This window comes from Burkholderia sp. HAN2018, assembly GCF_024704855.1.
Lineage (GTDB): Bacteria > Pseudomonadota > Gammaproteobacteria > Burkholderiales > Burkholderiaceae > Burkholderia > Burkholderia cepacia.
This window is the reverse complement of sequence record NZ_QOBB01000297.1, coordinates 1-7,347: the sequence shown is the minus strand read 5'-3', so window position 1 is coordinate 7,347 and position 7,347 is coordinate 1. Positions and strand designations below refer to the sequence as shown.

4 protein-coding genes are annotated in these 7,347 nt (G+C 70.9%); all 4 read left to right on the top strand.

Annotation, left to right across the window (positions count from 1 at the left end; all coding sequences use genetic code 11):
* Positions 1-1,223: DotU family type VI secretion system protein (locus tag DPV74_RS37225; RefSeq protein ID WP_119338997.1), on the top strand; the 1,223-nt coding region annotated here is incomplete at its 5' end.
* Between the two features lies 1 nt (position 1,224).
* Complete coding sequence (tssM, locus tag DPV74_RS37220) at positions 1,225-4,854, top strand: type VI secretion system membrane subunit TssM (protein ID WP_119338996.1); 3,630 nt, start codon at positions 1,225-1,227, stop codon at positions 4,852-4,854.
* Positions 4,836-5,531 (top strand): type VI secretion system-associated protein TagF, encoded by a 696-nt coding sequence (gene tagF, locus DPV74_RS37215; protein WP_063809872.1) that lies wholly within the window; start codon positions 4,836-4,838, stop codon positions 5,529-5,531. Before tssM ends, tagF begins: the two co-directional genes overlap by 19 nt.
* A 74-nt stretch (positions 5,532-5,605) precedes the next feature.
* On the top strand, positions 5,606-7,347 hold a 1,742-nt coding region (locus tag DPV74_RS37210), incomplete at its 3' end, for a serine/threonine-protein kinase (protein WP_162923247.1).

The following is a 7,347-nucleotide window of genomic DNA, read 5'->3' as shown; positions in this document are numbered from 1 at the left end:
CCGCGACGCAGCCGCGCCCCGGGCGCTGGGCCGCGAGCGGCACGAACCCGCTCGTCGCGGCCGCGAATCCGTTGCTCAACCTCGTGCCGCAGATCCGTTCGACCGTCCATCACCCGAATCCCGCGTGGCTGCGCGAGCATCTCGTCGTCGAGATCCGGCAGTTCGAGGCGCGCGCGCAGGAGGCCGGCGTGCCGTCGGAAGCGATCATCGGCGCGCGCTACTGCCTGTGCACGGCGCTCGACGAGGCGGCCGCGCTGACGCCGTGGGGCGGCAGCGTGTGGTCGTCGCACAGCCTGCTCGTGTCGTTCCACAACGAGACCTGGGGCGGCGAGAAATTCTTCCACCTGCTCGAACGCCTGTCGCAGCAGCCGCGCCAGCATCTCGACCTGCTCGAGCTGCTGTATTTCTGTCTCGCGCTCGGCTTCGAGGGCCGTTATCGCGTGCTCGACAACGGCCATGCGCAGCTCGACGCGCTGCGCCACCAGCTCGCGCTCACGATCCGCTCGGTGCGCGGCGAATTCGAGCCGGCGCTGTCGCCGCACTGGCGCGACGTCGTCACACGCGATGTCGCGCGCCGGTTCGTCGTGCCGCTGTGGGTGTGCGTGGCGCTCGCGCTGCTGATCGGCTTCGGCGTGTTCGTCGGGCTGCGGATCGCGCTCGCCGGGCATTCGGACCGGCTGTTCGCGTCGATCGACGCGCTGCACGTGCCGAAGCTGCAGCCCGCGCAGGCGCCGCCGCGCCCGGCACCGGCCCCGCGCATCGCGAAGTTCCTGGAACCGGAGATCGCGGCCGGACTCGTGTCGGTGCGCGACGCCGCCGATCGCAGCGTGATCGTGCTGCGCGGCGACGGGTTGTTCAAGTCGGGGGCGACGTCGGTGATCGACCGCTACGTGCCGGTGCTCGCCCGTGTGGCCGATGCGCTGGACAAGGTGCCCGGCAACGTGCGCGTGACCGGTTATACGGACGACACGCCCGTGCATACGGCGCGCTTCGCGTCGAACTGGGACCTGTCGCGCGAACGCGCGGAAGCCGTGCGCGGCATGATCGCCGCGCGGCTCGATCATCCGGAACGGCTCGCGGCGGAAGGGCGCGGCACGCTCGACCCGGTCGCGCCGAACGATTCGCCCGCGAATCGCGCGCTGAACCGGCGCGTCGAGATCACGCTGCTGCCGGCGCCCGGCAGTGCCGCCGTCGGCGCGAGCGCAACGCAGGGGGCCAACTGACATGAACCAGGCTGTCGCGCGTTTCGTCCGGCCGTTGCCGTCGCGGGAGATCTGGACCTTCGCCGGTCTCGTCGTGCTCGCGTGCTTCGTGTGGCTCGCGGGCCCGCTGTTCGCGTTCGCCGAGGTCCGCCCGCTCGAAAGCGGCTGGGCGCGCGGGCTGACGATCGCGGTGCTGTTCGTCGCGTGGGGGGCGCGCGTCGCGTGGCGCAGCTGGCGCGCCGGCCGGCTCAACGCGCAGTTGCTGAACCAGCTGCGCGAAGCGGCGCCCGGGCCGGCCACCGCCGACGATCCGGCGAAAGCGCAGCTCGACGAGTTGCGCAGCCGCTTCGACGAAGCCGCGACGCTGCTGAAGAAGGTCCGCTTCGGGCAGGCCGACACCGTGCGCAAGGGCCTGCCGCGCTGGTTCGACCGGATGTCGCGCCAGTATCTGTACCAGTTGCCGTGGTACGTGTTCATCGGCGCGCCGGGCTCGGGCAAGACCACCGCGCTCGTGAATTCCGGGCTCAGTTTTCCGCTCGCCGAGCAGTTCGGCCGCGCGGCGATTCGCGGCGTGGGCGGCACGCGGCATTGCGACTGGTGGTTCACGAACGACGCGGTGCTGATCGACACGGCCGGCCGCTATACGACACACGAGGGCAACCGTGCGCTCGACGAGGCCGAATGGAAAGGCTTCGTCGACCTGCTGAAGAAGTACCGCACGCGGCAGCCGCTGAACGGCGCGATGCTGACGATCAGCGTGGCCGACCTGCTCGGCGCGTCGGAGGCCGAGCGCACGCAGCACGCGATGGTGCTGCGCAAGCGGCTGCTCGAACTGCGCGCGCAGCTCGGCATCCGCTTTCCCGTGTACCTGCTCGTGACGAAGGCCGACCTGCTCGCAGGCTTCGCCGAGTATTTCGGCAACTACGGCCGCGCGGAATGCGCGCAGGTGTGGGGTTTCACGTTCCCGCTCGCGCAGAGCGAGGCGCCGGGTTTCGACCTGCGTGCGGCATTCGACCGCGAATACCGGCTGCTGCACCAGCGGCTGAACGACGGGCTGCCCGAACTGCTCGCCGCGCAGACCGACGCGCGCCAGCGCGAGATGACGTACCTGCTGCCGCAGCAGATCGCCGACCTGCAGGACATGCTCGGCCAGTTCGTCGCCGAGGTGTTTTCCGTGTCGAGCTACGAACCGATGCCGATGCTGCGCGGCGTCTACCTGACGAGCGGCACGCAGGAGGGCACCGCGTTCGATCGCGTGATGAGCGGCATCAAGCGCTTCCTGAAGATCGAGGGCGTGCCGCCGGTCGCGCAGGTCGGCTCGACCGGCCGCAGCTTCTTCCTGAAGTCGCTGCTGCAGGAGCACATCTTCCGCGAAGCGTCGCTCGCCGGCAGCGACCTGCGCTGGCATCAGAAACGGCGCGTGCTGCAGATCGCCGGCTACGTGCTGCTCGCGCTGGTGTGCGTGGCCGTGCTGGTTGCCTGGCTGCGCAGCTATTCGAACAATCGCGCGTATCTCGACCAGATCGGCGCGCGCGTGCCGGCCGTCGATGCGCAGATTGCCGGCGCGAAATTCTCCGATGCGGCCGACGTCGCCCGCCTGCTGCCCGTGCTCGACGCGCTCGGCGGCCTCGCGAATACCGGTGGCGTCGACCTGCAGCATCCGCCGCTCGCGTACCGGTGGGGGCTGTTCCAGGGCGAGAAGATCGACGAGGCCGTCGACGCCGTGTACCGGCGCGCGCTCGAGGACGTGCTGCTGCCGATCGCCGCGAGCCGGATGGAGGCCGCGCTGCGCGACGCACGGCCCGACGAGACCGAATTCGCGTATGCGGCGCTGAAGGCGTACCTGATGCTGTACGACAGCGCGCACTACGATCCCGCGTTCGTGCAGGCCGTCGTCGATCTCGAAATGGAACGCGCGCTGCCGCCCGATTTCTCGCCGGCCGAACGCACCGCGCTGCGTGCGCATCTCGCCGCGCTGTTCGGCGGCCGCGTCGCGGTATCGCCGTATCCGATGAACGAGCGGCTCGTGGCCGACGTGCGCGACCGGCTGCGGCAGGTGCCGTTCTCGCAGCGGCTGTACCGGCAGCTCACGCTGACGCTGCGGCCGGCCACCGCCGCGTTCGACTTCAGCGTCGCGCGCGCGGTCGGCCCCGACGCGTCGCTGGTGTTCCGCCGCCAGGGCGGCAAGCCGCTGTCGGACGGCGTGCCGGGCCTCTATACGCGCAACGGCTATCGCAACGTGTTCGCGCCGCGCATGGCCGGCGAGGTCGAGGCCTACGGGCGCGAGGAAGTGTGGGTGCTGAACCTCGGGCTTTCCGAGATTCCCGGGCCGAACGACGCGGCCGCGTGGGCCCGCGATATCCGCCAGCTGTACCTGAACGACTACCTGAAGATCTGGGACGACTATCTCGCCGACATCAAGCTGCAGCGCACCGCGACGCTCGCGCAGAGCATCCAGGTGGCACGCGCGCTGTCGTCCGCCGATTCGCCGCTCACGCGGCTGATGGTCGCGCTCGCGCGCGATACGGCGCTCGGCGATGCACCGGGCGGCGGGGCGCGCAATCTCGCCACGCGCGCGCAGGACAAGGTCGACGAGGCGCGCAGCTCGCTGTCGCAGATCTTCGCGAGCAAGGGAAGCGACGCGAACACGTCCGCGGCAGCGCCCGCGAGCGCCGAGCAGATCGTCGACAGCCACTTCGCCGGGTTGCGCGCGTTCGCGCCGGGCAGCGGCGACCAGGCCCAGGCGTTCAACGACGTGCTGAAGTCGATCGACGCGCTGTACACCTACCTGACGGCCACCGACGACGCATTGAGGAGCGGCGCGCAGCCGCCGCCGTCCGACGCGCCGGCGAAGCTGCGCGCACAGGCCGGCCGCCTGCCGACGCCGTTCCGCGACGTGCTCGACGACCTGTCGAACGTCGCGAACGGCAGCGTCGCGACCGTCGAGCAGCGCAGCGTCGCGACGCGGGCCGGCGCGAACGTCGGCGACTTCTGCCGGCAGGCGATCGCCGGGCGCTATCCGTTCGCGCGCGGATCGTCGCGTGACGTCGCGCCGGCGGATTTCGCGCAGATGTTCGCACCCGGCGGCCTGATGGACGACTTCTTCCAGAAGAACCTGCAGTCGATCGTCGATACGACGTCGCACCCGTGGCGCTTCGCGAACCGCAATGCGGACGCCGATCCGTCGGCCGCCGCGATGCTGGCGTCGTTCGAGAAGGCGGCGGTGATCCGCGACGCCTATTTCGGCGGCGGTGCGCGCACCGCGCAGCTGAAGGTGCAGATCCAGCCGCTCGAAATGGACCCGTCGATCACGGAGATGGTGCTCGACGTCGACGGGCAGATCGTCCGCTACGCGCACGGCCCGCTCGTGCAGAGCGCGGTGGACTGGCCGGGCCCGCGCGGCAGCAACCAGGTGCGGCTGCAGGTGTCGGGGCAGGCCGGCGCGACCGACGGCTTCTCGACCGACGGGCCGTGGGCGCTGCACCGGCTGTTCGACCGCGCGGCCGTATCGGCCGGGCGCGGCTCCGACCAGATGATTGCGCGCTTCACGGTCGACGGCAAACCGGTCGTGCTGCAAGTGAATGCGGGCAGTGTCCGCAACCCGTTCAGGCTGCCCCAGATGGAGTCCTTTACATGCCCTCCGAAGCCATGAGCCCGACACCGCCGTTCACGCGTACCGACGGCGATGCGCCGGCCTGGTACGGGAAGATTCCCGGCGCCGGCGACTTCGTGAACAGCCGGCTGCCGCATGCGCTCGCGCTGTGGTGGGAGCGCTGGCTCCAGCAGGGGATGGCCGCGATGCGCCAGCGCGGCGCGGACGAGATCGAGCGCCATTACACGGTCGCGCCGGTCTGGAATTTCCTGATACCGGCGGGCGCCGGCGCGTCGTGCGTGCAGCCGGGCTGCCTCGCGCCGAGCTGCGACCGCGTGGGGCGCTACTACCCGGTGATCGTCACGCTGCCGATGCGTGCGGCCGATTACTGGAGCGGGCTGCCGGACGCCGCCGACGCGTTCTACTGGCAGGTCGGACAGGCGCTGCTCGATGCGATCCGCCACGCTCGCGCGCCGGGTGATCTCGAGCGGACGCTCGAACGCGTACGGCTCGCGCCGGGCGTCGACAGGCACGCGGACATCGTCGACGGCACGCCGGCGCCGCTGCCGGAGCGGCCGGCACCGGCCGCGTGGCCGGGGCTGTCCGGTTACTTCGATCCGCACGGCGGCACCAGCTTCTGGTGGACCAACCGCGCGGACGGATCGCCGCTGCGCACGCACGCGCACACGGGCACGCCCGACAACGCGCTGTTCCTGACGCTGTTCGGCGGCGGTTAGCGGCCGGACAGAAGGACGGCGGGCCGCCGGCGCGGCGGCGGGCGGAAAGGACGCGGTTTCGAGAGGTGGTGGAGATGAAGGACGCTGGATCGAGAGACAACGAGCACGACACGGCGACACGCGGCGACGCATCCGAATTCACGGTGCGGCCGCTGCCGCTCGGCCATCGCCTCGGCGAATTGCAGCTCGACGAGGTGCTGGGCATCGGCGGCTTCGGGATCGTCTATCGCGCGTTCGACCGCACGTTGCGGCGCGCGGTCGCGATCAAGGAGTACATGCCGTCGATGCTGGCCACGCGCGGCGGCGACTATACGGTGTCGCTGCGCTCCGAGCGGTTCGCGCAGGCATTCGACGCGGGGCGCGGCGCGTTCCTCAACGAAGCGCGCCTGCTCGCGCAATTCGACCATCCGGGGCTCGTCAAGGTCCTGCATTTCTGGGAAAGCCACGGCACCGCGTACATGGTGATGCCGTTCTACGAGGGGCGCACGCTCAAGCAGCTGCTCGACGGCGGGATGCGGATCAGCGAGACGCAGTTGCGCAACATCGTCGGCGCGCTCCTCGGCGCGCTCGACACGCTGCATCGCGCGCAGTGCTTCCATCGCGACGTCGCGCTCGACAACGTGCTGATCCGCCCGAACGGCAGCGCGATCCTGCTCGACTTCGGCGCGGCGCGCAAACGGATCGGCGATCTGGTCGACGACGGCGCGATGATGATCAAGCCCGGCTACGCGCCGATCGAGCAATACACCGACGATCCCGCGTTCAGCCAGGGGCCGTGGACGGATCTCTATGCGCTCGGCGCGGTGATGCACGCGATGATCACCGGCGAGTTGCCGCCGGCGGCCGTCGTGCGCAGCATCAAGGACACGTACCGGCCGCTCGCGTCGCGTGAACTGCCGGCCGGCGAGGTGTACAGCCCGGCTTTTCTCGCGGCCGTCGATCATGCGCTGCAGTTGCGGATTCCGGACCGGCCGGAATCGGTCGCGGCATTCGCGGCGGAACTCGGGTTGCGGGACTTCGACCGGACGGGCAGCGGGTATGGCGCGCCCGCCGTGCCGCCCGTGGGCGATGCGGGCAGGGGCGGGGGAGACAAGGGGGCGGCTTCTGTCGAGGCCGGGACCGCGTCGGCTGCCGCGGCGACTTCGATTGGTGCGGGTGGGGCCGCTTCGGGTAGCGCTGCGCCGCCGACGCAGGCGGGTGCAGGCCCCGTGTCGACGCCTACGGACACGGTATCCGCATCGCCCGGTGTGTCGGACGGCAAGCCGGAAACCGATGATGTGTCTCCAACGTTGAAAGCGGCCACGCACGGCGCAGCCGCCACGGCGGCTGCGGGAGCGCTCGCAGCTTCCGCAGCGCATGCGTCCCGGCCGGCCGCGAAACCGGTTGAATCCGATGCGCCGAATGGAGACGTCGAACGCGCGAAAGAACCGGCCACTGCACGCACCGACCCGCACGACGAAACCGGCGCGCGATCCGCAAGACCCGATACGGACATCGGCGCGCGTGGTGCGGCGGGTTCCGCGAAAGCGGACGCGTTCGCGGCTGAAGGCGCTGGTGCCGGTGTCGGTGTCAGTGCCGCCAGTACGGCCGCACCGTATCCCGCCGCATCGTCGTCAGCGTCGTCAGGCGGCGCTTCCGTGCCGCCCGGCGCCCAGCACGGCCAGGCCATCGCCGGATCGCGCAAGCGCCGGCTGCCTGTCTACGCCGGTGGCGCGGTCGCTGCGCTGATTGCCGTCGGCCTCGCCGCGACCTACCTGTCGCGTCCCGCCCGCGTGGCCGACGAGCCTGCGCCCGTCGCGAGCCAGCCGCAGGCCGG